At 56.2% G+C, this 23,043-nt stretch carries 25 protein-coding genes, 1 tRNA gene and 1 riboswitch; of the genes, 20 read left to right on the top strand and 6 right to left on the bottom strand.

Going from position 1 to position 23,043, the window contains the following annotated elements; all coding sequences use genetic code 11:
• Positions 1-16 precede the first annotated feature (16 nt).
• The 3 genes from nfsA (at position 17) to AC1P02_RS18260 (ending at position 2,244) form a co-directional block, all read left to right on the top strand.
• The gene (nfsA, locus tag AC1P02_RS18270; protein ID WP_125608900.1) at positions 17-742 is read left to right on the top strand and encodes an oxygen-insensitive NADPH nitroreductase; all 726 of its coding nucleotides are present in this window, start codon (positions 17-19) and stop codon (positions 740-742) included.
• Positions 743-931: 189 nt separating this feature from the next.
• Positions 932-1,696: a DNA repair protein gene (locus tag AC1P02_RS18265; RefSeq protein WP_131730865.1), complete on the top strand. Its 765-nt coding sequence runs from the start codon at positions 932-934 to the stop codon at positions 1,694-1,696.
• Positions 1,690-2,244 carry a VOC family protein gene (locus AC1P02_RS18260; RefSeq protein WP_485182833.1) on the top strand — a complete coding sequence of 185 codons (555 nt, stop codon included), beginning with the start codon at positions 1,690-1,692 and terminating at the stop codon, positions 2,242-2,244. Before AC1P02_RS18265 ends, AC1P02_RS18260 begins: the two co-directional genes overlap by 7 nt.
• A 44-nt stretch (positions 2,245-2,288) precedes the next feature.
• Here AC1P02_RS18260 and AC1P02_RS18255 read toward each other — a convergent pair whose 3' ends face one another.
• On the bottom strand, positions 2,289-3,497 hold the full coding sequence (locus AC1P02_RS18255) for an MFS transporter (RefSeq protein ID WP_485182832.1): 1,209 nt from the start codon (positions 3,495-3,497) through the stop codon (positions 2,289-2,291).
• 93 nt (positions 3,498-3,590) lie between these two features.
• Between AC1P02_RS18255 and AC1P02_RS18250 the strand changes: the two genes are divergently transcribed.
• Together AC1P02_RS18250 and cysB are read left to right on the top strand one after the other, a co-directional pair.
• A complete protein-coding gene (locus AC1P02_RS18250; protein ID WP_212539391.1) occupies positions 3,591-4,466 on the top strand; it encodes a LysR family transcriptional regulator in 876 nt (291 codons plus the stop codon).
• 73 nt (positions 4,467-4,539) lie between these two features.
• A complete protein-coding gene (gene cysB / locus AC1P02_RS18245) occupies positions 4,540-5,514 on the top strand; it encodes an HTH-type transcriptional regulator CysB (RefSeq protein WP_005315034.1) in 975 nt (324 codons plus the stop codon).
• A 145-nt stretch (positions 5,515-5,659) separates the two neighbouring features.
• On the opposite strand, the gene ribA is transcribed toward cysB, so the two are convergent.
• Positions 5,660-6,253: a GTP cyclohydrolase II gene (gene ribA / locus AC1P02_RS18240; RefSeq protein WP_021140653.1), complete on the bottom strand. Its 594-nt coding sequence runs from the start codon at positions 6,251-6,253 to the stop codon at positions 5,660-5,662.
• Positions 6,254-6,501: 248 nt separating this feature from the next.
• Here ribA and cmk point away from each other — a divergent pair, with 248 nt between their 5' ends.
• The 6 genes from cmk (at position 6,502) to pyrF (ending at position 11,765) form a co-directional block, all read left to right on the top strand.
• Positions 6,502-7,194 (top strand): (d)CMP kinase, encoded by a 693-nt coding sequence (gene cmk, locus AC1P02_RS18235; protein WP_021140654.1) that lies wholly within the window; start codon positions 6,502-6,504, stop codon positions 7,192-7,194.
• 94 nt (positions 7,195-7,288) lie between these two features.
• On the top strand, positions 7,289-8,959 hold the full coding sequence (rpsA, locus tag AC1P02_RS18230) for a 30S ribosomal protein S1 (RefSeq protein ID WP_005315043.1): 1,671 nt from the start codon (positions 7,289-7,291) through the stop codon (positions 8,957-8,959).
• Positions 8,960-9,051: 92 nt separating this feature from the next.
• Positions 9,052-9,336 carry an integration host factor subunit beta gene (gene ihfB / locus AC1P02_RS18225; protein WP_005299934.1) on the top strand — a complete coding sequence of 95 codons (285 nt, stop codon included), beginning with the start codon at positions 9,052-9,054 and terminating at the stop codon, positions 9,334-9,336.
• Positions 9,337-9,492: 156 nt separating this feature from the next.
• The gene (locus AC1P02_RS18220; RefSeq protein ID WP_005315045.1) at positions 9,493-9,777 is read left to right on the top strand and encodes a LapA family protein; all 285 of its coding nucleotides are present in this window, start codon (positions 9,493-9,495) and stop codon (positions 9,775-9,777) included.
• Positions 9,778-9,786: 9 nt separating this feature from the next.
• A complete protein-coding gene (lapB, locus tag AC1P02_RS18215) occupies positions 9,787-10,953 on the top strand; it encodes a lipopolysaccharide assembly protein LapB (protein WP_005315046.1) in 1,167 nt (388 codons plus the stop codon).
• 110 nt (positions 10,954-11,063) lie between these two features.
• Positions 11,064-11,765, top strand: a complete 702-nt coding sequence (gene pyrF / locus AC1P02_RS18210; protein WP_087755526.1) for an orotidine-5'-phosphate decarboxylase — start codon at positions 11,064-11,066, stop codon at positions 11,763-11,765.
• A gap of 73 nt (positions 11,766-11,838) precedes the next feature.
• Here pyrF and rrtA read toward each other — a convergent pair whose 3' ends face one another.
• Positions 11,839-12,417 carry a rhombosortase gene (gene rrtA, locus AC1P02_RS18205; protein WP_239497653.1) on the bottom strand — a complete coding sequence of 193 codons (579 nt, stop codon included), beginning with the start codon at positions 12,415-12,417 and terminating at the stop codon, positions 11,839-11,841.
• Between rrtA and AC1P02_RS18200 the strand changes: the two genes are divergently transcribed.
• The 5 genes from AC1P02_RS18200 (at position 12,416) to AC1P02_RS18180 (ending at position 15,292) form a co-directional block, all read left to right on the top strand.
• Positions 12,416-13,036 carry a tRNA-uridine aminocarboxypropyltransferase gene (locus tag AC1P02_RS18200; protein WP_485182831.1) on the top strand — a complete coding sequence of 207 codons (621 nt, stop codon included), beginning with the start codon at positions 12,416-12,418 and terminating at the stop codon, positions 13,034-13,036. The genes rrtA and AC1P02_RS18200 overlap by 2 nt on opposite strands.
• Before the next feature lie 23 nt (positions 13,037-13,059).
• A complete protein-coding gene (gene queC, locus AC1P02_RS18195) occupies positions 13,060-13,767 on the top strand; it encodes a 7-cyano-7-deazaguanine synthase QueC (RefSeq protein WP_087757314.1) in 708 nt (235 codons plus the stop codon).
• A 61-nt stretch (positions 13,768-13,828) separates the two neighbouring features.
• Complete coding sequence (gene queE / locus AC1P02_RS18190) at positions 13,829-14,500, top strand: 7-carboxy-7-deazaguanine synthase QueE (RefSeq protein ID WP_005315059.1); 672 nt, start codon at positions 13,829-13,831, stop codon at positions 14,498-14,500.
• A 1-nt stretch (position 14,501) separates the two neighbouring features.
• Positions 14,502-14,732: a DUF3820 family protein gene (locus AC1P02_RS18185; RefSeq protein WP_099992885.1), complete on the top strand. Its 231-nt coding sequence runs from the start codon at positions 14,502-14,504 to the stop codon at positions 14,730-14,732.
• Positions 14,729-15,292, top strand: coding sequence for a cob(I)yrinic acid a,c-diamide adenosyltransferase (locus tag AC1P02_RS18180; protein WP_011898638.1), 564 nt, complete (start codon positions 14,729-14,731; stop codon positions 15,290-15,292). The genes AC1P02_RS18185 and AC1P02_RS18180 overlap by 4 nt, the downstream gene beginning before the upstream one ends.
• A gap of 66 nt (positions 15,293-15,358) precedes the next feature.
• Here AC1P02_RS18180 and AC1P02_RS18175 read toward each other — a convergent pair whose 3' ends face one another.
• Positions 15,359-15,766, bottom strand: coding sequence for an H-NS family histone-like protein (locus AC1P02_RS18175; RefSeq protein WP_058394089.1), 408 nt, complete (start codon positions 15,764-15,766; stop codon positions 15,359-15,361).
• A gap of 320 nt (positions 15,767-16,086) precedes the next feature.
• Positions 16,087-16,258, top strand: a riboswitch (Lysine riboswitch).
• 86 nt (positions 16,259-16,344) lie between these two features.
• Here AC1P02_RS18175 and AC1P02_RS18170 point away from each other — a divergent pair.
• Positions 16,345-17,925, top strand: coding sequence for a Na+/H+ antiporter NhaC family protein (locus AC1P02_RS18170; protein ID WP_058394088.1), 1,581 nt, complete (start codon positions 16,345-16,347; stop codon positions 17,923-17,925).
• A 104-nt stretch (positions 17,926-18,029) separates the two neighbouring features.
• A complete protein-coding gene (locus AC1P02_RS18165) occupies positions 18,030-18,611 on the top strand; it encodes a thymidine kinase (protein WP_005315094.1) in 582 nt (193 codons plus the stop codon).
• Positions 18,612-18,670: 59 nt separating this feature from the next.
• Here the strand turns inward: AC1P02_RS18165 and AC1P02_RS18160 are convergent, their stop codons facing one another.
• Positions 18,671-20,008: a flavohemoglobin expression-modulating QEGLA motif protein gene (locus tag AC1P02_RS18160; protein ID WP_005315095.1), complete on the bottom strand. Its 1,338-nt coding sequence runs from the start codon at positions 20,006-20,008 to the stop codon at positions 18,671-18,673.
• Positions 20,009-20,166: 158 nt separating this feature from the next.
• On the opposite strand from AC1P02_RS18160, the gene AC1P02_RS18155 reads away from it, so the two are divergent.
• Positions 20,167-20,622, top strand: coding sequence for a type III secretion system chaperone family protein (locus tag AC1P02_RS18155; protein ID WP_485182830.1), 456 nt, complete (start codon positions 20,167-20,169; stop codon positions 20,620-20,622).
• Between the two features lie 237 nt (positions 20,623-20,859).
• Positions 20,860-20,947 (top strand) — tRNA-Ser (locus AC1P02_RS18150).
• A 472-nt stretch (positions 20,948-21,419) separates the two neighbouring features.
• Here AC1P02_RS18150 and alr read toward each other — a convergent pair.
• A complete protein-coding gene (alr, locus tag AC1P02_RS18145; RefSeq protein ID WP_429179064.1) occupies positions 21,420-22,523 on the bottom strand; it encodes an alanine racemase in 1,104 nt (367 codons plus the stop codon).
• Between the last annotated feature and the right edge of the window lie 520 nt (positions 22,524-23,043).

Below are 23,043 nucleotides of genomic sequence, written 5' to 3'. Positions count from 1 at the left end.
TCTTCCAGGAGGTATCATGAACCCGACCATCGACCTTATTCTCTCCCACAGATCCATCCGCCAGTTTACGCCTGAGCCCATTACGCCGGTGCAGCTCGACCAGATCCTGAGCGCAGCCCAGTCGGCATCCAGCTCCAGCTTCCTGCAGGCCAACAGCATAGTTCGGGTGACGGACCAGGCCTTGCGTACCCTGCTCGCCGAACTGGCGGGGCATCAGGCATATGTTGCCCAGGCCGCCGAGTTTCTGGTGTTCTGCGCCGATTATCAGCGCCACACCCAGATAGTGGCAGATGCCCAGACCGGCTTTGTCGAACAACTGCTGATCGGTGCCATTGACGGTGCTTTGATGGCCCAGAATGCCCTGCTGGCAGCCCAATCACTGGGGCTGGGTGGCGTTTATATCGGTGGTATCCGCAACAATCCAGCCGCCGTGAGCGAGGCGCTGGGCTTACCCCATCAGGTAATACCACTGTTTGGTCTGTGTCTGGGCCATCCGGCGCAGGAGCCAGAGCAGAAGCCCCGTCTGCCGAGGGCGCTGGTGGTACATGAGAACCACTATAGCGCCGAGCTGGATCGCCCCTTGCTCGCACAATATGATCAGCAGATCCAGTCGTACTATGAGGCCCGCAGCAGCAACAACAAGCAGCAGACCTGGAGCAGCCAGATCCGGTCCATTCTCGGCAAAGAGGCGCGTCCTTTCATGCAGGAATTCCTGCAATCGAAAGGGTTCAACCTCAAGTAATGGGCCCGATGGGCGATACTATGAGGTAATGACAGTGTTGCCATCGCTGCATGATCCTGAGCTCCTCTGCCTGTTTTGAGACAGGGGAGGATAATAAATCGTGGGTAAGCTCTGCGGTGCGGGCTACCTTAAGTGGGTAAGCTGTTGTAGGATCACGCAATTGGATTGGGACAGGAGTTTGGACATCCTATGATTTTAACCTTGGTATTGCTGTCTATTGGCGCACTCCTGTTTCTGGTTATCGCCTATAACGTGATGCAGCAATATAAGCAGAAGGCAGAAGCCGACAAGCGCCAGACGATTGCTCGTCACAAGGCGGTGGCGGACGAGACCGAAGAGGTGCTGCTGAATGTCAATTTGGTGCCCTTCTCCAAGAACATAGTGCTGCTGCTGCAACACCGGATCCTGGATGCTTACCGGGCGATCGCCCTGGTGATGCCCAATGGTCAGATCAAGCAGCGTATCGCCGATGTGCAGACCCAGATAAAGAATGTGCAGGACAACTACAGCAGCCAGGATGAAGGGCACTTCAAGACCCCCGAATCCGACCGTCAGGCCATTCAGATGCTGCAACTGGTCAAGAAGATGCGGGCAGTGCTGCGTGTTGAGCACAACAAGGGCAAGATAGACCCTCACGGTTTTGCTCAGGAAGATCGTCGCCTTGAGCTGATGCAGCTCAAGATCAACATCGCCAACCTGGTCAAACGGGCCATGGATGCGCAGATCCAGGGGCAGTACGGCACCTGCCGCCAGCTTTATACCAAGGGGCTTGCCGCCTTGGCCAGCGTGTCCGACAAGGACCCCTATCTGATGGCCAGGGAAGAGGATATGCGGCAAGGTCTGCAAGGCCTTGATGAACATTTGCAGCAGCACAGCGATAAAGAGCTGCAGAATATCAAGGACAAAGAGGCTGACGAACTGGACGTCCTGTTCCAACCCAAGAAGAAATGGTGATCATGTTCCATCCACTCGATACCACTTTGGGGCCCATGGCCCCATTTGTTTGTCAGCTATTGGCTGAGCTGGACCAACTGGCAGTTCACGTCGATAACATCAATGTTGACCACCTCTGTTACCGGGCGGCGAATCTGGCCGAGTATCAGAAGCTGAATGCCGAACTGGCGACACAGGGCTCTCTGCTGGTGGAAGGCATGATTGGGGGTCGCCCCATCGCCACCTATCAGCTGCACCAGTCCGTGCTATGTGGTCATGTCAGCGTTCCCTGCATAGAACTGGCCGCGCCCAAACCGGGGCGCAACCATCAGGCAGGTCTGGAGCATATCGAGCTGGTGGTGCCTTCACTGCATGTACTGGTGGCCGCGTATCCCGATCTGCCGTTCAAGACCGCGAATATCGATGACCTTCGCAACCCGGATGTGGGCCTGATGCTGGCCTCTGGTCAGATCAAGTTTCACCTGCGATCCTTGGCCGAGGTGATTGAGGAAGAGTTGCATACCGGCGCCGTTGTGCCTGTGCCTGCTGGTTACTACGACGGTATCTGATCCGTGCAGGGGGAGGCGTTTCATGTTTTCCCCTGTTGCTGTCGTCAGGTATGGCAGGCTCGGGGGCGAGCGCTGCGCCCCTTCAGATGACCCAGCCAGAGGCTCAAGCCCGCTGTGATCACCAGTACCAGCTCGATGCCGAGCACCAATCCTCCCAAGCCACCCCGCTCCCAGAAAGGGTGAAGGTAGAGGCCTCCCAGGCTTGCGCCCAGATAATACCCCACCAGATAGAGTGACGATGCCAGCGCCCGATTGTGCTCCACGTGCTGACCGACCCAGGCACTGGCACAGGCGTGGGCAAGAAAGAAACCGAAACTTGAGATGAGCAACCCCGTCAGTATGGCTGCCAGCGAGCCATGCAGCAGCAGCGCACTACCCAGCGCCATCAGCGAGATCCCCGCCAGCAGCAGGCGCTGTGCCCCCCAGCGGTGAGCACAACGGCCGCTTAAGGAGGAGGCGACAGTGCCCGACAGATAGGTCAGGAACAGCATGCCGAGCCACTGGGTGGGCAGGGAGAAAGGGGCCTTGGCCAGCAGGAAGGTGAGGTAGCTGTACTGGTTCAAAAACACCATGAAGTTGAGCCCGCCGATGAGATAGGCACCGACCAGCAGCGGATTGCCGAGATGGCTGCTGATGGCCCGCTGGAATTGACCGGGCTCTGCAACAACGGGCACAAAGCGGGTCTGGGCGGGCAATAACCAGATGACGAGGGGCAGCAGGGTCAGGCTTATCAAGCCAATGCCGAGAAAGGTGTGTTGCCAGTCGCCAAACCAGCCTGCCAGCAAGCCGCCGACGACACGGCCCGCTATGCCCCCGAGCGAGTTGGCGGCGATGTAGACACCGACGGCTGAGAGGAGGGCACGCTTGCTGAATTCTTCTCCCATATAGGCGATGGCAGTGGCGGGTAACCCGGCCAGCAGTACCCCCTGCAATATCCTCAACAGCAATAACTGCTCAAACTGGTTTACCAGGCTGATGAGCAGGGAGAGCAAAATAGCTCCGCCCAGGGTCCACAGCATGATACGGCGCCGGCCGAACCTGTCCGCGAGGCGGGCGCAAATCAGCAGGGAGGTGGCAAGCCCCGCAGTGCAGCCAGCCAGTGTCCAGCCTGCCGACAGCGAGCTGACGGAGAAGACATTTGCCAGCAGTGGCAGCAAGGGGTGGGTCTGGTAGAGGTTGAGAAATACCAGGAAGGAACCCAGGCTCAGGGCCAGGGTGGCACGTATCCATTCGCGGCTACCTACTTCGATCATGTGCAGTTGTCCTGACGGCTTTTGTGCAGAGTAGTGCGCCACAGGGCATAAATATAATATATTTAAATTATCCATCTAATAAGATTAATTGATATGGACTTGAAGCAGCTCACCTATTTGCTGGCGGTACGGGATGCAGGTTCCTTCACTAAGGCGGCCAATGGCCTCCATATAGCCCAGCCAGCCATCAGCATGGCCATTGCCAAGCTGGAGCAACAGCTCGAGCTGCGGCTGTTCGACAGGCAGGATCGCAACGTGCGGCTTACTCCGGAGGGGGAGGTGCTCTGTCGTCATGCCGAGCGGCTGTTATTGCAGATGCATCAAGCGCAAGCCGAGATGGCCGAGCTGAAAGGGCTGGAGCGTGGTGAGGTGCGCATCGGTATCCCCTACATGATGGGTTCTTACTATTTCCCTCCGATCCTGATGGCCTTCAAGCATCGTTACCCCGGTCTGAAGATCCGGGTAGAAGAGGCCGGCTCACGCGAGTTGCTGAGTCGCATGGTGGATGGCACCCTGGATCTGGCCATCCTGATCACCAGCGATCTGCCACCTGCGCTGGAAGGGGCCCAGTTGCTACGTGAAGAGATGTTGATGGTGGTGGGGGAAGAGCATCCGTTGCGACATGCTCAGGCCGTGTCACTGACCCAGTTTTTTGACCAGGAGCTGGCCATGTTCCGACGAGGTTTTTATCACCGTGAACACATGGAAGCATTGGCTCAGGAGCTGGGGTGTGAGCCTGACATTGCGTTTGAAAGCAATCTGATCCCCCTGCTCAAGGCGGTGGTCAAGCAGGGATTTGCGGTGACTACCTTCCTGCGGATGGTGCTGGATGAGGAGCCTTCACTCACTGGTATCTCATTCGCTCCCCCCATTTTTCTTGATCTCTGTGTGGCGTGGCGGCGTGGCGATCCGCTCTCCATGGCGAACCGTGCCCTGCGTGATTTCCTGCTGGCGCAGGCCAGGCCATAAATGGCCAAGAAGGAAAGGCTATCAGGCAAAAGTTTGTTAGTATTAGTTCAAGTCGCCTTTAGAGCCTAACATCATGAAACTCCAACAGTTGCGTTATATCGTTGAGGTTGCCAATCACAGACTGAACGTGTCGGCAACGGCAGAGAGCCTCTACACCTCTCAGCCAGGGATCAGCAAGCAGGTGCGCATGCTGGAAGATGAGCTGGGGATCCAGATTTTCGAGCGAAGTGGCAAGCATCTGACCCAGATCACTCCGGCAGGGCGGGACGTGATCAAGATTGCCAACGAGATCCTGGGCAAGGTGGAGAGCATCAAATCGGTGGCGAGCCAGCATACTCATCCCGAGCAAGGCACGTTGCATATTGCGACCACCCATACCCAGGCTCGTTATGCGTTGCCCGATGTGATCAAGGGTTTCATCAAGCGCTTCCCCAAGGTGTCTCTGCACATGCACCAGGGTACTCCGACCCAGATCAGTGAAGCCGTGGTCAAGGGGCAAGCCGACTTTGCCATCGCCACCGAGGCGCTGCACCTGTATGAAGATCTCATCATGCTACCTTGCTACCACTGGAATCGCAGCGTCATTGTTCCCAAGGGACACCCCTTGACCCAGGTTGGCAAGCTCTCCATTGCCGATATCGCCCGCTTCCCGCTGGTGACCTATGTGTTCGGATTTACCGGCCGCTCCGAGCTGGATCTCGCCTTCAATCGGGCCGGTTTCGAGCCCAATATCGTCTTTACCGCGACCGATGCCGATGTGATCAAAACCTATGTTCGACTGGGCGTCGGGATAGGGGTGATGGCGACCATGGCGCTGGATCAGCAGGTTGATACCGATTTGGTGGCACTCGACGCCAGCCATCTGTTTGCTCACAGCACCACCAAGATAGGATTTCGTAAAGGATCTTTCCTGCGCACTTATATGTATGACTTCATGACCCGTTTTGCCCCGCACCTGACTCGAGATGTGGTGGAGCGTGCCATCGCGCTGCGTTCCAGCGATGACGTGGATGCCATGTTTGCCGACATAGAGCTGCCGGTTCGCTAGCGTCATACCAGCGAGCAGCATGAATCAATAAAAACGCCTCCCGATGGGAGGCGTTTTTATGCCAGCGTCTGGTCACCGGAGTCATTTTCTGAACCTGTGATCCAGCTGGTTCACTTTGGCCAAAAGGCAGGCCTCGTTGTGAGGCTCACTTCTTGAACATGTGGTCCAATTTATTCGCTTTGGTCGAGAGGTAGAACTCGTTGTGAGGATTGCGGCCTTCCTGCAGGGGAACCCGCTCCGTCACCGGAATGCCAAAGCTCTCCATCGCCTTCATCTTGCGTGGATTATTGGTCATCAGGCGCAGGCTGGTGACGTTCAACGCCTTGAGCATATCGGCACAGATGGTGTAGTCGCGCATGTCGGCAGCAAAGCCCAGCGCCACATTGGCTTCGACGGTATCGGCACCCTGATCCTGCAGATGATAGGCCCGGATCTTGTTGAGCAGGCCGATGCCACGCCCTTCCTGGCGTACATACAACAAAACGCCACGACCCGCCTTGGCGATGTTCTCCATGGCGGCCTGCAATTGGAAGCCGCAGTCGCAGCGAAGGCTGAACAAGGCATCTCCGGTCAGGCATTCAGAGTGAATACGGCCCAGCACAGGTTCATCGCCCGTGACGTCGCCCATCACCAGCGCAGCATGATCCTTGCCGGTGCCGGCTTCCTGAAAGCCTACCAGCGTGAAGGTGCCCCAGGGGGTCGGCAACTTGGATTTGGCCACGAGGGTAACGCTGCTCATAGGTTGCTCCTTACTACAGCTGCTTAAAAAGGGCGGCCAGTTTAGCGCGCCTTGTCCATAACAACCATAAGAACAAAACCTTGTGCTATTTAATGACGTGAGCAGTTGTATATAAACAACGCAGTCGCGACGGCTTTTGCGCAAATGTGCGCCCTGACGACTGCCAGACTCGGCACATTTGGGTATAATCGGCGCCCATTACCTCATTCCCTCCGGGATGTGTGCAACAAGTGTGCAGGAGATAAGTTATGCCTCAGATGGCCCCCGTGATGACAATCGATGGCCCGAGTGGTGCCGGTAAAGGCACCTTGTGTCAGTTGCTGGCTGAAAAACTGGGTTGGCACCTGCTCGATTCCGGCGCCATCTACCGGGTATTGGCCCTGGCTGCCTTGCACCATGATGTGGAACTCGATTCTGAAGCTGCGCTGGTCCCCCTTGCTGCCAATCTGGATGTGCAGTTCCAGGTGGATAGCGAACAGGTCAAGGTGGTGCTGGAAGGGGAGGATGTCTCTCGCACCATTCGTACCGAAGAGGTGGGCAATGCCGCGAGCAAAATTGCCGCCTTTCCTCGGGTGCGTGAAGCCCTGCTGCGTCGTCAGCGTGCATTTCGTCAAACCCCTGGCCTGATTGCAGACGGCAGAGACATGGGTACCGTGGTTTTTCCGGACGCAGAGGTAAAAATTTTCCTCGACGCCAGTGCGGAAGAACGGGCCCAGCGCCGCTATAAGCAGTTGCAAGATAAGGGCTTTGATGTTAACTTTGAGCGTCTTTTAACCGAGATTCGGGAACGTGACGATCGCGACAGAAATCGCGCCGTAGCGCCCCTTAAAGCGGCAGAAGATGCTCTCGTGGTGGATTCTACCGCCATGACCATAGATGAAGTGCTGGCAACAGTGCTCGCCTATGCAGAGCAACAACTTGGTGATGCCAGCGCAAGCTGACATCCGGTCGTCTGCACCAAGGATGGCGCAGATTATTTAAAACAGCCCCGCTTGTGCCGGATTGCAAGTGGATGTTTCATTTGTGAAATAAACAATGATCGAATCTTTTGCTCAACTCTTTGAAGAGTCCCTGAACTCCGTTGAAACCCGTCAAGGTTCCATCGTCAAGGGTACTGTCGTTGCTATCGAGAACGGTTTCGTACTGGTTGACGCCGGTCTGAAATCTGAGTCCGCCATCCCGGCTGAAGAATTCAAGAACGCCCTGGGCGAGCTGGAAATCAGTGTGGGTGACACTGTTGACGTAGCTCTGGACTCTATCGAAGATGGTTTCGGCGAAACCAAGCTGTCCCGTGAAAAAGCCAAGCGCCACGAAGCCTGGCTGCAGCTTGAAAAAGCTTACGAAGAGCAAGCTACCGTTATCGGTATCATCAACGGCAAGGTCAAGGGTGGTTTCACCGTTGAACTGAATGGCATTCGTGCCTTCCTGCCGGGTTCTCTGGTTGACGTGCGTCCGATCCGTGACACCGCTCACCTGGAAAACAAAGAACTCGAGTTCAAAGTCATCAAGCTGGACCAGAAGCGCAACAACGTTGTTGTTTCCCGTCGTGCCGTGATCGAGACCGAGAACACCTCCGAGCGCGAGAGCCTGCTGGCTAACCTGCAAGAAGGTCAAGAAGTCAAGGGTATCGTCAAGAACCTGACCGACTACGGTGCATTCGTAGATCTGGGCGGTGTTGACGGCCTGCTGCACATCACCGACATGGCGTGGAAGCGCGTTAAGCATCCTTCCGAAATCGTCAACGTTGGCGACGAGATCGCAGTCAAGGTTCTGAAGTTCGACCGCGAGCGTACCCGTGTATCTCTGGGTCTGAAGCAGCTGGGCGAAGATCCCTGGGTTGCTATCGCCAAGCGTTACCCGGAGACCACTCGTCTGTCTGGCCGCGTGACCAACCTGACCGACTACGGCTGCTTCGTTGAAATCGAAGAAGGCGTTGAAGGCCTGGTACACGTATCCGAGATGGATTGGACCAACAAGAACATCCACCCGTCCAAAGTTGTTAACGTTGGCGACGTGGTTGACGTGATGGTTCTGGATATCGACGAAGAGCGTCGTCGTATCTCCCTGGGTCTGAAGCAGTGCAAATCCAACCCGTGGCAGCTGTTTGCCGAAACTCACGCCAAGGGCGACCGTGTTTCCGGTAAAATCAAGTCTATCACTGACTTTGGTATCTTCATCGGTCTGGACGGCGGCATCGACGGTCTGGTTCACCTGTCTGACATCTCCTGGAACAACCAGGGTGAAGAAGCAGTTCGTGAATTCAAGAAAGGCGACGAGATCGAAGCCGTTGTTCTGCAAGTGGACCCGGAGCGTGAGCGCATCTCCCTGGGTGTCAAGCAGATCGAAGAAGACCCGTTCAATAAGTACCTGTCTGATAACAAGAAAGGTGCTATTGTGAAGGGTAAGGTTACCGAGGTTGATGCCAAGGGTGCCGTGATCGAACTGGCTGACGGCGTAGAAGGCTACCTGCGTGCCTCCGACGCTGCTCGTGACCGTGTCGAAGACGCGACTCTGGTACTGTCCGTTGGTGATGAAGTTGAAGCCAAGTTCATGGGCGTTGATCGTAAGAACCGCACCGTAAGCCTGTCTGTCCGTGCGAAGGACGAGGCTGACGAGCGTGTTGCTATCGATAGCCTGAACCAACAAGAAGAAGTTGTGTTCAGCAATGCTATGATGGAAGCGTTCAAAGCTGCCAAGGGTGAATAATCCTTGATGCAAGAAAAGGGCGGCTTCACGCCGCCCTTTTTTATATTGGCGTAATGAATATTGCATGTGATCGGGGAAGGAGATTTAACGTTATGACCAAATCAGATCTCATCGAACAATTGGCTGCGAGCCGCATGCATATGCCGGCCAAAGATGTCGAAGCTGCCATCAAGGAGATCCTTGAGCAGATGGCATCGACTTTGCAAAACGGCGACCGGATTGAAATCCGTGGATTTGGAAGTTTTTCACTGCACTATCGTGCCCCCCGCGTGGGTCGTAATCCCAAGACCGGGGACAAGGTTGAACTGACCGGGAAATATGTTCCTCATTTCAAACCTGGCAAAGAGTTGCGCGAGCGCGTGAACATTATTGAATAATGCAGAAAACGGCATACTTGGGTATGCCTTTTTTGTTTTTGTGGCTTCTCTTGTGTCAATTGTCTGGTTTCTCCAAGTCTTTTCCCATTCGCTCTAGAGTCTGCCCGTGATTTTAAGGATAATCAGCCTTTCATTAGATACTGACAGGGAGCTCCTATGAAGCGTATCTTGGCCCTCATTCCGCTGGTGCTGGTGTTTATTCTGACCCTGGCCATCGGTTCGCAAAATGGTCAGCTGGTGCAGTTCAATTATTTGATTGCCCAAGGGGAGTTTTCGCTCTCCATGTTGCTGGGTCTCTTCTTTGGCGGTGGCTTCCTGCTGGGCTGGCTGGTCTTTGGTCTGCTGTTCTTGCGTCTCAAGATGCAGAACCGCACTCTCAATCGCACCATGCGTCGTCAATCCCGCGAGTTGGAGCTGGCTCGGTCGACAGTCAAGGAATAATGTCCCTCGATGCTTGAACTGCTTTTCCTGCTGTTGCCCATTGCCGCCGGTTATGGCTGGTACATGGGGCGCAGGAGTGTTCGCCAGGACACCCAGAAACAGAGTAATCAATTCTCCCGCCAGTACGTGGCGGGCCTCAACTATTTGCTGTCTGACGAGTCGGACAAGGCGGTGGATCTCTTTATCCAGCTGCTGGAAGTGGACAGCGAAACCATCGAAACACACCTATCTCTTGGCAACCTGTTTCGCCAGCGTGGCGAGGTGGACAGAGCCATCAAGATCCACCAGAACCTGGTCACCCGTCAGCTGACCCGTGAACAGCGTCAGCTTGCGTTGCAGGAGCTGGCCCGTGATTTTCTGGCTGCTGGTTTGCTCGACCGCGCCGAAGCGCTCTGGAACGAGCTGTGCGAAGACAGCGACTATGAAGAGACGGCGCTGGCCCAGTTGTTGATCATCCATCAGCAGTTGCGTGACTGGGACAAGGCCATCGATGTCGCAGTGCGACTGCAGAAATATCAGGGCAAGAAGCTGGCCGATCCCATTTCCCACTTCTATTGCGAACAGGCGGAGAGCGCCTTGCGTGATGGCGATGAGTCTATGGGGCGTGCCAAGCTCAAACGTGCGCTGGGGGTCAATCCTGCCTGTGCCCGTGCCAGCCTGCGCTTGGCCGAGCTGGCGATGGTGGCACAAGACTATGAACAGGCCGGCAAGGATCTGCTGCGGGTGTTCGAGCAGGACATGGATTTTGCCTCCGAAGCCATCCCTCACCTCACAGAGTGCTACCAGCGCCAGGGGCGTTCCCTCGAACTCATTCCCTTGCTGGAGCAGGCGGTGGAGGATCACGCCGGGGTGAGTGTGACTCTGGCCCTTGCCAAACTGGTGGAGGAGCGCGATGGCCTGAACCAGGCCCGTGCTCTGGTGCTGCGTCAGTTGCGCCGTCACCCCTCCATGAAGGGGTTCTACCAGTTGGTGGGCTTTCAGCTGGCCAGCGCGGAGGAGGGGCCCGCCAAGGAGAGTCTGGAGCTGCTGCAACAACTGGTCGGCGATCAGATCAAGATCAAGTCAACCCACAAGTGTCGGCAGTGTGGTTTTGCCACCCACTCGCTGTTCTGGCAATGCCCATCCTGTCGCCAGTGGGGTTCCATCAAGCCGATCCGTGGCCTGGATGGTGAGTAATCGATAGAAAATGAGATGCCAGGTACTTCCGGTGCTGCGGCAGCGCCATCAGGCCGGGTCTGGATGGTGAGCGACAAACCCGATAGTGATAACAATCAATAGGAAGTGAGATGCTAGATCCCAAAGTACTGGTAGCGCTGGATTATCAGCACGAGGCCGATGCCTTCGCGTTCATTGAACGTATCTCTCCGGCCCAGTGCCGCCTCAAGGTCGGCAAGGAGATGTTCACCCTGTTTGGTCCCCAGTTTGTACGCCAGCTGGTGGTCAGGGGATTCGATGTCTTTCTGGATCTGAAGTTTCACGACATTCCCAACACAGTGGCCAAGGCCGTGGCGGCCAGTGCCGAGCTGGGTGTCTGGATGGTCAACGTCCATGCCAGCGGTGGAGAGCGGATGATGCGTGCCGCCAAGGAGGCGCTGGCTCCCTATGGTGACAAGGCTCCCCTGTTGATCGGTGTGACAGTGTTGACCAGCATGGAGCAAGCCGACATGGCGCCGCTTGGTCTGGATGTGAGCCCTGCCGAGCAGGTGATCCGTCTGGCCACACTGGCCAAAACCTCGGGACTGGATGGGGTGGTCTGTTCCGCCAATGAAGCCCGCGAGCTGAAAGCCTTGCTTGGTGCAGACTTCAAGCTGGTGACGCCAGGTATTCGTCCTGCGGGCTCTGATGCAGGTGATCAGCGTCGGGTGATGACGCCGCGTGCTGCGATGGATGCCGGGGCTGACTATCTGGTGATTGGTCGACCCATCACTCAGGCAGATGATCCCGCCGCTACTCTCTCAAGCATCAATACCGAGCTGGCAGGGCGATAAGGTTCGAAGGGGACAGGCCGATTGACCGCCCGGCCTGTCCTGTTCTGCCGGCACGGCACTCTGCCGGTAGAAGTCACTCCTTGATGGTTTGGGTACCCAGACTGACGGGCAGCAGGCCGAGCAACAGGCCAGCTCCCGAACCAATCAGATGTGACTCTATGTGTACCCGTGCGCCGATAAGGGCAGATACCGGACTTCCCCCCGCGCTGTAGAAGTCCACCCCCAGTTTGATGGTCACCCCCAGCAACATCAGCCAGCCCGAATAGCGGCGATAGCGGATATCCTGCAAGGCTCCCCATACGAACAGGCCGTGCAAGGCTCCTGACAACCCCATATACCACTGGGTTTGCGGACACCACCACCAGATCCCGAGGCCGACGGCGCCACCCAAGAGCAGCAGCAGTACCGGCAGGCGGCAACCCGTCAGGTATTCCCGAAACAGACTGTAGAGCACGCACAGACCGCTCAGGTTGAGCAGCAGGTGCCACAGATTGGTATGAGCCAGATTGCCTGTTATGATGCGCCACCCTTCACCCTGGGCGATCAGGGCTCGCTCGAAGGAGAGCAGGTGATTCGGTACGGTGAAAAAGAGCAACAAGCTGGCGAGTGAAAGCGTGATAACCCAGAGCAATCCTGATTTTTCAGACAACATGAAACGGCCCAACGACAAGAACAGTCGATACTGTACACGTTGCACCAGAGCCCTCAAAGCCTGCCTTTGTGATTATATTCGGCAGGTATCCCATCTCGCTCCCCTTCATATTCTGCAGCACCCGAGCGAAGCAGGGCATCCCAAGGGTACAGCCGCTCTGCTGGCCGCGTCCCTGACCCGGGCCCGTATTCATGTGGGAGAAGACTTCGCCGGGGCTCAGTGGCTCAATGCCTTGCTGGCGGATCCCAAGATGCACTGTTATCTGCTCTGGCCCGACGAGCAGGCTCTGGGGCTGGATCGGGTGCGAGAGCGAATCGTGCAAAACGATGAGGGCGGCAAGGTCTGCTTCATCCTGCTCGATGGCACCTGGCGCAAGGCGTATCGCATGTTGCACAGCAATCCGGCCTTGCTGCGGTTGCCCAGGATCAAGCTCGGCGCCATCCCTGGCCAGTACTCCATTCGCAAGAAACCCTTTCCCGAGGCACTGTCGACCCTGGAGGCTGGCTACCATCTGTTGTCCCAGTGGGAGGGGGAGCCCGAACGCTTCGCCCCGCTGATGACCCTCTTTACCCATTTAAACCAGCAGTGGCATGACTTTGCACAGGGTCGCCGCGTGTGAATTGCAAACCAGGAGTGATGAACGTGAAAAAAGCCGTCGTGGTATTCAGTGGTGGGCAGGACAGTACCACCTGTCTGGTACAGGCTCTGGCCCATTATGACGAGGTACACGCCATTACCTTCGATTATGGCCAGCGCCATCGGGAGGAGATTGAGACTGCTCGCCGGTTGGCCACTCAGTTTGGGATCGCCGCCCATAAGGTGATGGATGTGACCCTGCTCAATGAACTGGCCGTCTCGGCCCTGACCCGGGACGAGATCCCGGTCAGTGGTGAATTGCAGGACAACGGCCTGCCCAACACCTTCGTACCAGGTCGCAACATATTGTTTCTGACCCTGGCATCTATCTATGCCTACCAGGTGGGTGCCGAGGCGGTGATCACAGGGGTGTGCGAGACGGATTTTTCCGGCTACCCAGATTGCCGTGACGAGTTCGTCAAGTCGCTCAATCAGGCCGTCTCTCTGGGGCTTGATCGCGGCATCCGTTTTGAAACCCCGCTGATGTGGCTCGACAAGGCTGAAACCTGGGCGCTGGCGGATTACTACGGCCACCTGGAGACGGTGCGCCAGCAGACACTCACCTGTTATAACGGCATTGCCGGCGATGGCTGTGGTAATTGTCCTGCCTGCGAACTGCGTAGCCGGGGGCTGGATCTGTATCTGGCCGACAAGGCGGGGATCATGGCCCGGCTGTACGAGAAAACCGGATTGTGTGAGAAAAGCGGACTGTGAGCCTGCGTCTTGCCCTTGCTTGGGGTATAATCCGCGACTTTTGCAACAAGCCGTGACCGTGATGCACTACCCAATCAACGAGATATTCCAGACCATCCAGGGGGAGGGCATCTTCACCGGCCTGCCCGCCATCTTCGTTCGCCTGCAAGGCTGCCCCGTGGGTTGCCCCTGGTGCGACACCCGTCATACCTGGATTGTCGATCCTGCTCGTGAAGTGGGGGTACAGGCGGTGCTGGACTGCTCCAACGAGTCTGATAGCTGGAGCAAGATGAGCACGGATCAGATCCTGGCCAGTTTCCAGCAGCTGGGTTATCAGGCTCGCCATGTGGTGATCACGGGGGGCGAGCCTTGCCTCTATGATCTGCATGAGCTCTCCACCGTCTTGCTGGCGGCGGGATATCAGGTGCAGATCGAAACCAGCGGTACCAGCGAGATCAAGACTCACGACAGTACCTGGGTCACAGTTTCGCCCAAGATTGGTATGAAGGGGGGCCTGCCCGTGCTGGTATCGGCGCTTGAGCGTGCCAACGAAATAAAGCACCCGGTCGCGACCGAGCGCCATATCGAGGAGCTCGATGCCCTGCTGGCAACCGCTACTTTACGCCCGGATGTGGAAATTGCGCTGCAGCCCATCAGCCAGAAGCCCCGTGCTACCCAGCTGGCGATGGCAGTCTGTATTGCCCGTAATTGGCGGCTATCTATCCAGACTCATAAATATCTGGATATTGATTAATATGGAGTGGTTATCCGACGAGCGTGTGCTGCTCACCCTGGCCACCAAGATGCCTTACGGCAAATATCAGGGGCGGCGCATCATCGATATTCCGGAGCCCTATCTGGTGTGGATGGCACGCACCGGTTTTCCTGCCGGTGCGCTGGGTCAAACGCTGGCCCTTGCCTATGAAATCAAGCTGAACGGGCTCGAATCCATGATTGTTCCCATTATTAACAGGATGTCGGTATGAGGATATATACGAGGCAGGGCGATAAAGGCATGACCCGACTGGCCGATGGTGTGCAATTGGCCAAGGATGAGCTGCGGGTCGAAACCTATGGCTATATCGATGAATTGAATTCTCATATAGGTCTGCTCATTGCGGAGGTGCCCGCAGCTGAAACCGGGTTATTAGCCGACCTGGTATTATTGCAGCAAGAGTTGTTCGATTTGGGTGGGGAGTTGGCTTTTTCCAGCGATGGCCAGCATGAGGCCATCTGGCAGGTAAATAACGAATGGACCTTGCGCCTCGAGCAGCAAATCGATGCCTACAGCGCCAATTTACCCCTGCTGCGCAATTTCATTTTGCCCAGTGGTTCCCGTGCTGCGTCACAAGCTCACGTGGTGCGAACCCTGACCCGTCGCTGTGAGCGCCTGCTGCTGAGTTTGAGCCGTGCAGAGCAGATCAATCCGGCCATACTGCCCTATGTAAACCGGCTGAGTGACTGGTTCTTCACCATAGCCCGCTACCTGCTGGCCTGCACCGGGACGCCGGAAGTGCTCTGGGTCAAGGCAGCCGAACGGGGCTGATGGCGTTATATCAGGCAATAAAAAACCTCGCAGTGCGAGGTTTTTTATTGGTCGGTGATTTGCCAATCAGATGGCAAATTCCTCGATGGATTTGCCTTCGGCAACGGCCTTGGCAATCGCGGAAGGCATACGGCCCTGACCGGTCCAGGTCTTTTCAACACCATTATCCAGATAGCGATATTTGGCAGGGCGTGGGGCACGCTTGCCTTTTTTCGCAGCCTTGGCTGGCTCGTTAGCCACTGTGCCAACCAGCTCGGCAGGATCAATGCCAGCGGCTTTCAGCATTTCGGTATATTCGTTAATTTTGCGCTGATGTTCTTCACGGGCCTGACGATCGGCGGCTTCATCCTGCTGACGTTCGGCAACAATAGCAGAGAGTTTTTCCAGGCCTTCTTCCAATTGTTCCAGAGTCAACTCACGGCACGCTGCGCGCAAGCTACGGATATTCAGCAGTACTTTCAAAAATTCGTTCATAGTGTCCACCACGCGAGCAAAGGAGGGAATTAAATGAAAAGAGTAATTTTGGGTAATTTATACGCCAGCTTGCTATTAAGTCAAGATAAGCAAAATAATAAATTCAGCGTGCAAAATAAGTGAACTGTTTTGAGTACAGACTGGATTCAGTAATATTGAATACGTCATATCCGACTGAGTTCCAAGCAGGTGAAAATAGCGACAAAACCAAAATATTTGCACCATTTGACTACCTTTTCCCCATTTTAAAATGGCCAACGTGGGGATTTAATCAAAAAACTTGCCATAACGTGCCAGCACGATAAAATGTGCCCCGAATACCTTTAAGTAGAGGCGCGCTGCCTATGACTACTTGTGCGGAGGGTGATGCCTGTGATGCACAAGGAAAGGAGTCAGCGCCGAAGTAGCCAGGCCATCATACCGGGCTGCTGGTTCTGCATCGAACAGGTGCAGGACTGCCATAGTCATCCACTATGGAGCGCTACCTGAAGGGGCTGAGGAGTATAACCTCCCCATGGGTTTTGTTTCTTTATCCTCTCGGTAGATCTCCACCTGCTGTCTTTAGGTGCAAAGAGATCATGGACATCATTCAGTACGCCGACTCAGGTTGGTCTGTCGTTCCCCCCTTGTTGGCCGTCGCCCTGGCGATCCTGACCCGCCGCGTCCTGCTGTCGCTGGGGGCGGGGATCCTGACCGGCAGCCTGCTGCTCAATCAGTTTTCTCCCCTCGACTCCCTGCATTACATCTTGAACACAGTGCTCAAGATCTTCTGGGTCGATGGCGCGCTCAATCGTGACAACGTCAACATGATACTGTTCATGCTGCTGTTGGGTGGCCTCATCAGCCTGATGAGCGTCTCCGGCGCCACCCGCGCCTTTGCCGAGTGGGCCGAGCGCCGTGCCAAGACCCGCAAGGGGGCCAAGGCGCTCACCGGCATGATGGTGTTTGCCTTCTTTATTGATGACTTCTTTCACAGTCTGTCGGTGGGAGCCATCTGCCGTCCGGTGACGGATCGCTTCCAGATCTCCCGCGCCAAGCTGGCCTATCTGCTCGACTCCACTGCGGCTCCCGTCTGTGTGCTCATGCCCATCTCCTCCTGGGGCGCCTACATTATCGCCCTGGTAGGCGGTATCATGGCTGCGCACGGTCTGACCGAGCAGAGCCCGATTGCTGCGTTTGTCGAGATGATCCCGATGAACCTCTACGCCGTGTTCACCCTGATCATGGTGCTGGTGGTGATCGCGTTTCAGTTCGATATCGGCCCCATGCGTCAACATGAGCAGTGGGCGCTGGAAGGCAAGCTGTGGGATGAATCCAAGGGCCGTCCCATCGGTCTGGATATGGAGAGCCCGGAGGAGAGCAATGGCGGCATGATTGACATGGTGCTGCCGATCCTGACGCTGACCGCCGCCACCGTCTACTTCATGATTGACTCAGGGGCTGCCGTGCTGAGCGAAAAGGGGCTGCCCTTCAGCGTGCTCGGTTCGTTCGAGAACACCAATGTCGGCTCCTCTCTGGTTTACGGTGCCCTGTGCAGCCTGGTGGTTTCCATCGGCCTGGCGCTGCGCCTCAAGCTGGGTGCCAAGAACTGGATCAAGGCCGCGCCCCAAGGGGTGATGGCCATGCTGCCGGCGATCACTATTCTGCTGTTTGCCTGGGCTATCGGCTCTGTGGTGCGGGATGTGGAAACCGGTAAATATCTGGCTTCCCTGGCGAACGGCAACCTGCCGATCGAAGTGCTGCCTGCTGTGGTGTTTATCCTCTCCTGCGCCATGGCATTTGCCACCGGTACCAGCTGGGGCACCTTCGGCATCATGTTGCCCCTGGCCGGTGACATGGCGGCCGCCAGTGACATCAGCCTGATGTTGCCTATGCTGGCCGCCGTACTCGCAGGCTCAGTGTTCGGTGATCACAGCTCGCCCATCTCCAGTACCAGCATATTGTCGGCCACGGGTGCCGGTTGCCATCATATCGATCACGTCATGACCCAGCTGCCCTATGCGCTGACCATCGCCTTTGGTGCCGCGCTCGGCTACCTGGCCATGGGGTTGATGCATTCCGTGCTGGCGGGCTTTAGCGTCAGTGCGCTCTGGTTCGTGGTGTTTACCACTTATCACCTGCGCAAAGCGAAAACACGGCCGGCGTTGGCCACCGCATAACGCACAAAAAACACACTTGAAGAGCAAGGGGCCCATGGGCCCCTTGGTTTTGTCCGGGGCTTTGGTTAGCATGCGCCCCATAAATTCAGTTTCGGAACAGCATAATGGCTTCACTGCACTACAAATTTGCCACCATGAATTCAGGCAAATCCACCCAGCTCATCCAGGCCCACTTCAATTATCTGGAGCGTGGCATGCAGCCCCTGGCCATGACACCGGCCATCGACGATCGCTTCGGCGCCGGGGTGATCAGTGCCCGGGTTGGATTGGAGTTGAAGGTGGAGGTGTTCAGTGATACCTGCGATCTGTTCGACATGGTCAAGGCGCGCCATGCAGTAAAACGCATCGATGTGTTCATCGTCGATGAGGCCCAGTTTCTGACCCGCGAACAGGTCTACCAGCTGGCCCGCATCGTCGATGAGCAGGATATTCCGGTGATCGCCTATGGCCTGAAGACCGACTTTCGGGGGGAGCTGTTCCCCGGCTCCTACCATCTGCTATGCCTCGCTGACAAGTTTGAGGAGCTCAAAAGCATCTGCTGGTGTGGCAACAAGGCTCACATGAACTCACGGGTGAGCGAAGCCGGGCAGGTGATGCGCGATGGGGAGCAGGTGGAGATAGGCGGCAACGATCGCTATGTGTCCCTGTGCCGCAAGCACTATCTGGCCGGGCGGGCATATAAATAGCCTGATAGGAATGACAGCAAGGGCGCCTCTATGGCGCCCTTTTTGTTGCCGCCCGCGGCTCAGTCTATCTCTATATCCACCGGCGCTATGATGGGGTCGGCCACCGGCAGGCGGTGAAACAGTTGGCGAAAATGGTGCTGTACCCGGCCTATGTCCACCAGAGACATGCCGGAGGCGAAACCAAACCAGACATAGAGTCCGGTGAGGTCGCGAAACATGGGAGGCAGATAGCGGGGGGCATCGATCAAGCCCTCCAGATAGTGCTGATAGAGCACTGGAATGTCATCCAGCGTCACCTTGCCGACGAACAGCATGGGCAGGATTTCAGGTACCCCTTCCAGCACGGCGCTGCGAATGAAGTTGACCGTTTCCACGTAGCCACGCACGTAGGAGAGATCCTTGGTAAAGCAGGCCCCCCCTTCGACCATGCCGCCACGAAATACCCGCTGAGTGATCTTGTAGGCATCGTGCTCGCTGGTGCCTTGTTTCACAAAGTGCTGGAACACTTCGACAAAGTCGGCGCCGTGCTCCGCCATGTCGATGGCCATCACCCTGTCCGAGATGCGTTTGGCCCGATCCGGAAAGGAGCTGAAGGTGAGGGTTTCAATCAATACTGCCAGCCCCTCCTGACAAGCGGTGATCCGCGGCGAGCCGGCACTGAGCCAGGTGGCGTAGGGTTGCTGGCGGCCGTTCAAGGTCGTGCCCACGTGAACCCAGCCTTCGTGTACTTCCAGCACTTGCAGATCCAGCTCGGAGAAGCGGGCGTGGGAGCTGAGCTTGATGTAATCCCCGCCGGCGGCGGCATCCGAGACAATGCCATCGCTCAACTTGACCTGCACAGTTCCCTCGCTGAAGTAGCTCGACAGCTTGCCCTGCAGCTTGGCGACCGCCGCTTCCCCTTCAAACTCCTTGGGGTAGGGGCGCACCAGATGACGGGCACCGGGCAGGGAGAAGATATCGCACAAGCGGGCTCCCAGCTCCTTGAGGGTCTTGCGATCGCCGCGCAGGTGGTCGCTGGCGGAGCCATAGAGCAATTGGCTGTAGCGCAGGAAATCAGGTTGCCCGCGCTGGCGGAGCATCTCGATCACCACCATGTACTGATCGACCGTTTCTTGCAGGATGCGGCCCAGATCGTCCTGGGGGCCCAGCTTTCTGCGGATCCTGTCCCTCAGCTCCTTGAGCTCCAGATACTTGTTGCGTGGATCGAAGCCAAGGGGGAGGGTTTCGTAGAAGTGCTGGCCGATGGCGGGCAACTCTCGTCCCCCCTTGGCCAGAAACTCGGCCTGAAGATGACGGGGCCACTTGATGGCATCCAGAATACGGATGGGCTTTTGCAGAGTCAGCAGTTCATCCGAGAGGGATTTCAGATGCAGGCGATACTTTTCTTGGATGGTCATCTGGCCTTCTGTCGAGCGAAGGTGGTGCGAGAATGGGCTGAGTATATGCATAGCGCTTGCCAAAAAGAAGCGGAGCCCTCGCTTATCCGGCCACTGCACTTTTGGTTGCCGGAAAATTGGTTTAGACTGCGCCCCTTGATCCTTATCGTGTCGTGGAAATGATGAATATCCCCAGCTCTGAAATGATAATGCGTTGGTTGCAGCAGGCTCGCATCGAGCACTATGTTTGCGACCAGTGTCATGGCATCCACATTGTCTCCCTGCAGTCTGTCGACGGCATTCAGGAGAGCCGGATCTTTGTCGAAGAGGAAGGGTTGCTGTTTTCATCCGAACTGGAAGTGCGCCCTTCGGCGCTGCTGCCGCTGATGGCCGAACTGGGTCGTCTCAACATGCAATACCCCTCGCTCAAGGTGTTCCTCGATATCATCGACGACAACCTGCCGCGCCTCATCGTCGGTCACACCGTCTTCACCAAGGCGGGCCTCTCCGTGGAGCAGTTCCTGTTGTTCGTTGAAAGTACTACGGCCGCGACCCACGAAGTGGTCTCTGAATGCGAGCGCCTCGGCTTCCTGAATCTGCCTGAAATCCAGATCGGATCCGAATCTGTGCATTGATTTGTGCGTTAAATGTGCGAACGGTTTCTTTGGCGAAAAAAGCCGTTGACGCAGGCGGGGCTTTCCCCTAAATTACGCCCCGTTCCAGCGCAACAGTGCTGCGAACCTAGTGTTGGCTGAACACTGTAATCAACAGACCAAAATTTGGTGAGGTATCCGAATGGCTGCCCACCGACGAAGTCGGCAAAAAAGCGCGCGTAGCGTGCTCCGAAAGCCACTTCAAAAAAGTAAAAATATGGTGAGGTGTCCGAGTGGCTGAAGGAGCACGCCTGGAAAGTGTGTATACGGCAACGTATCGAGGGTTCGAATCCCTCCCTCACCGCCATATTTAAAGAAACCGACCTGATGGTCGGTTTTTTGCTTTCAGATGTGCCATTTTTCTGCGATATCCCCCTTGTGTGCGATGCTATTTGGTCATGTCTTTCGTACCGCTATGAATTGAGAAAGCCCCATGAGATCCATGGGGCTTTTTTGTGCCTGAAGATGCACCGGCTGATGGTGTGGCAGAGGAGATATTGTCAGCCGCGACGTGGCATCTGCATGGCGGAATCGGGCAATCTGTGCATCCTGAGGCAGGGAAGGCATGAATACATCGAGTGTCAGGGCCCGCTGCATGCAGCGACTCTTGCATGAATCGACGCATGGAATATGCAACAGGACAGCAAAAGGTGGCTGGTCATGATGCCAGCCACACGCCAGGCAAATTGATGGTGCCGGTTTTATTCACCTCAATGGTGGAGTGCCTGCCTGATGGAGGTACGCCATTGTGCGAGTGAGAGATGACAATGCAGGCCACATCAGCTTGCTGTCGTCAACGCTCCCCGTTTGCTGGCGGGTTTGATGACGACTCTCGACGTGAGCCGGGTCAGGAGCTCATAGGGGATGGTTCCTATCTTTTCTGCCACCTGCTCCACCGGCAGGCCATCCCCCCACAGGATCACCTCATCCCCCGTCTTGTCACCGGCACCGGGCCCAAGATCGACCGTGATCATGTCCATGGACACTCGCCCCACTATGGGGACCCGCCGACCATTGATGAGCACAGGGGTTCCCTGAGGTGCCATGCGTGGATATCCATCCCCATAGCCGACCGCAACCACGCCCAGAGTGGTGTCATGATGGGCCACCCAATGGCCGCCATATCCTACCGACTCCCCTTGCTCGCATGGTCTGATGGCGATGAGCTGGCTCCTGAGGGTCATGACGGGACGCAAATCATGATCGGATGCCAGCTGTCCGCCAAAGGGGGAGGCGCCATAGAGCATGATACCCGGCCTTATCCAGTCGCTGCGAGAGTCTGGCCAGGCCAGGATCCCCGCCGAGTTGGCCATGGCCCTCTCGCCCTGCATCCGTGCTGTGAGTGCATTGAACTCCTCGATCTGCTGCGGGGTGGCTTGGCTGTCCTGCTCGTCGGACTGACTGAAATGGGTCATGAGATGAAAGGGCTGCACCACGTTCTTGCAGTTGGCCAGCCGCTCGACAAAAGCGGGAATATCCTGCGCCCTGAGCCCCAGCCGGTTCATTCCCGTATCAAGCTTGAGCCAGACGGTGATCGGTGTCGGCAGGTCGGCCTGCTCAAGCAGTGCCAGCTGATCCCAGGTATGAATGGTGGTCTGTAAGTCGTGAGCCGCCAGCAGGGGGAGTGCCTCTGCCGAGAAGAATCCACCCAACACCAGAATGGGCTTGGTGATGGCGTTTGCCCGCAGAACCAGCGCCTCTTCGATCCGCGCCACCCCATAGGCATCCGCCTGAGACAGGGTATTGGCGACTTGCAATAGACCATGTCCATATGCGTTGGCTTTGAGCACGGCGATGATCTTGCTGTGGGGAGCATGGCGCCGCACAACGGCAAAATTATGGTGCAGTGCATCCACATCGATGCTGGCAGTAACAGTATTCATGATGGGTTATTTCTTCCATGAAAATGAAGATGGATATTGCCGGCAGCACAATAAGCATGGCGTGTTTGGCAAACGTCATTCAGTCATCGCACTCCTTGTGCGATTAAAGATTTACAATGTCATTTGAATATCTAATTGGCATAGGCATTATCTTTATATTCAGCCATGTGCTGACGAGCTAATACCTATTTTACAAATAAACCCTCACTGGTATATGGATATAAAATATCGGCCAGTTTGTCTGAGCCCTCCATGGTGAACTGCTTCAATACAGGTAGCGACTTTGTAGGGAGCATGGTCACCACACCGTTAGCACATACACCTGCTTATGTTTTAATTATGTTACCAGTCGTGCTTGTAATGGTAAATAGTGTATGATGAATAATCGTTTTTTGACAAAATCATGGCATTTTCATCTGCCAATGTTTTTTGGCTGGTGATTTCTATCGCGTTTTCTTGTCGGGGAATTATTTCTGTCTGCAGCCAGGAAACGAATTGCTCCCGGAGGATCGCAAGGGGG

It is taken from the genome of Aeromonas sp. TS_SC_11 (genome assembly GCF_057318915.1).
Note: the sequence above shows the minus strand (reverse complement) of the source record. Positions and strands in the feature narration are given on the sequence as shown.